Source organism: Microcystis sp. LE19-84.1B, assembly GCF_027531875.1.
Classification (GTDB): Bacteria; Cyanobacteriota; Cyanobacteriia; order Cyanobacteriales; family Microcystaceae; genus Microcystis; species Microcystis panniformis.
Map to the genome: position 1 here is coordinate 1 of NZ_JAPZSR010000341.1, position 2,226 is coordinate 2,226.

The 2,226-nt window shown below is 38.2% G+C and carries 2 pseudogenes; one reads left to right on the forward strand and one right to left on the reverse strand.

Annotation, left to right across the window (positions count from 1 at the left end):
- Positions 1-189 precede the first annotated feature (189 nt).
- Positions 190-1,035: pseudogene (locus tag O9324_RS19645) on the forward strand (IS5 family transposase).
- A 519-nt stretch (positions 1,036-1,554) separates the two neighbouring features.
- Here the strand turns inward: O9324_RS19645 and O9324_RS19650 are convergent.
- Positions 1,555-2,226: pseudogene (locus O9324_RS19650) on the reverse strand (IS1 family transposase); the annotation flags it as partial.

Genomic DNA, 2,226 nt, shown 5'->3' on the forward strand with positions numbered 1-2,226 from the left:
CAAAAATAGGGCTCTTCTGGTTTCTGTGTGGAAACGAGGTCTATACTGATAGAATATCCGCAAAATAGCCCTAAAAGTCTTGCCCGATAAGCATTTCACGATTCCATAAGCAAAAATTATCACACAAAGTCGAGAAGAGCCAAAATAGGAACTGATTATGTAAAATAAAGTAAAACACTCAGAAAAACAATGACTTACGAAAAAGTAAAAAATTTGAATCCAGAAGAGTTTAAACGCTTTTGTGGAGTATATCCTGAAACATTTAAGGATATGGTGAAAGTTCTGGCCGCCGAAAAAGTTCTGCCAAAAAAATCGGGAAGACCAAGTAAATTAAGTTGAGAAGACCAAATCTTGATGACCTTAGAGTATTTGCGGGAATATAGGACTTATTTCCATCTCGCAATTAACTGGGAGATTAATGAGACAACAGCCCTAGGAATCACTAGAAGGGTAGAAGGTATTCTCATGAAATCAGGATTATTTAATCTGCCAGGTAAAAAGACAGTTCAACAAGCCAATAGTGACCTAGAGGTAGTGGTAGTAGATGTAGCAGAGCCTGAGATAGAAAGACCTCAAAAGAAGCAGAAAGATTACTATAGCGGGAAACAGGGCTATCATACAATAAAATCTCAAGTTCTTGCGGCTCAAAAAACAGGAATGATAATCTGTACCGCTCATGGAAAGGGAAGAATACATGACTTTAACCTTTGGAAAAATAGTCAAATTGGGATAGATAAAAGTATTGAATGTTTAGCAGATAAGGGCTATCAAGGAATCCAAAAACAGCATGAAAATAGTAGGATTCCTGACAAAAAGAAGAAAAATCAAGAATTAAGTTCAGAAGAGAAAGAATTTAATCGCCAGTTATCAAGAGAAAGAATTATTATCGAACATATTCACAGAAGTCTGAAGATATTTAGAATTTTATCATCAAGATATAGGAATCGGAGACGGCGTTTTGGTCTGAGATTTAATTTAATCGCTGGCATTTACAACTATGAACTTGCTTTAGGCTATCATCAAGTAGCTGAATAAGACTTTTGCAGGAGGTCTCTTGACAATGGGCTAAGTTTCCAGCCAAAATAACCCAAAGATTTTCATTCTCCCAGATAAAGCCTAGTTCTAGCTCCAAATGCTAGGGCAAAACGTTGACACTTGCTCCCCTATCAATCAAACCTTACTCTGGACTGATGAAAAACATCGTCAGTGCAAGGCTATAACCAGTATTTTCCACCATTTTTTACTGTCTCTAAACTATCATGGAAAACTACAGGCCGCATCCCACTCAGGCATGAGTATAATTACTCATTGACGAAGTTGTGAGAAAATAGAAAGAAATACAAGGAAAAAAGCTATGCTAGGGATACCCCTGCAAGAAAAAGCCCAACTAGAGAAATATCTCCTGGAAACCGCCAAAATTCTCTGAAAATATACCGAACCAGAAAAGCTCAACGACTTCGAGAATAATGAAAAACTTTCTAGACTCAACCAACCGCGGGGAAAAAAATAATTTCCTCATCCCCCTTGCCTATACCCTAGGAATAGCCATCCCCTTTAGGTGGTGATTCGGTAGTAGTGATGGCGGCTTAATCCTTTGCTTTGCTGTGCATTGTAGTCATGGATAAAATACCAAAGGGTTCCCCAACGTGATTCTCCATTTTTTTTAGAGAAAGATAGACTGTCTCTCACCAGCCGAGAAATCCTTTGTCGAAAGGTATTATTTAATCTTTCAATAGGATTGGTTTGACCAGTTTCTTTTCCGACTGGTCGATGACGTTTACTAGGAATTACTGTCTTATAGGACTCCCAAAAGTCTGTGTAAGCAACTGCACATTGTCGGTAAACACCGGGTAAACTGGACCCAAAGTTTTTTGGCTGATTGACGACTCCTATCTCCGCGCATAGCAACCAATAATTTCTCTTGTCTTTCTATCAATTAACCGCCAAATATAGACCTTTATCGTCTTAGAAAAAACCAAAGACCACATCTCATCACATTCTATAACCAATTTACCTTTTGGTTTGTCCGAAACCTTTATTTGACCGGGGACAGCCGCCAGTTTATTGTTGACATAATTTTGTTACCATGACCAACTTACCCCTGTTACTCTAGCAATTCCTCGTAAGGAAATTCGTTCGAGCAAGAGTTTATCAATTAATTGTTTGGTTTCGTCAGAGACGGTTTTATTAGTGGGATTGATCACAAACGGTTGACCACATTCTTTA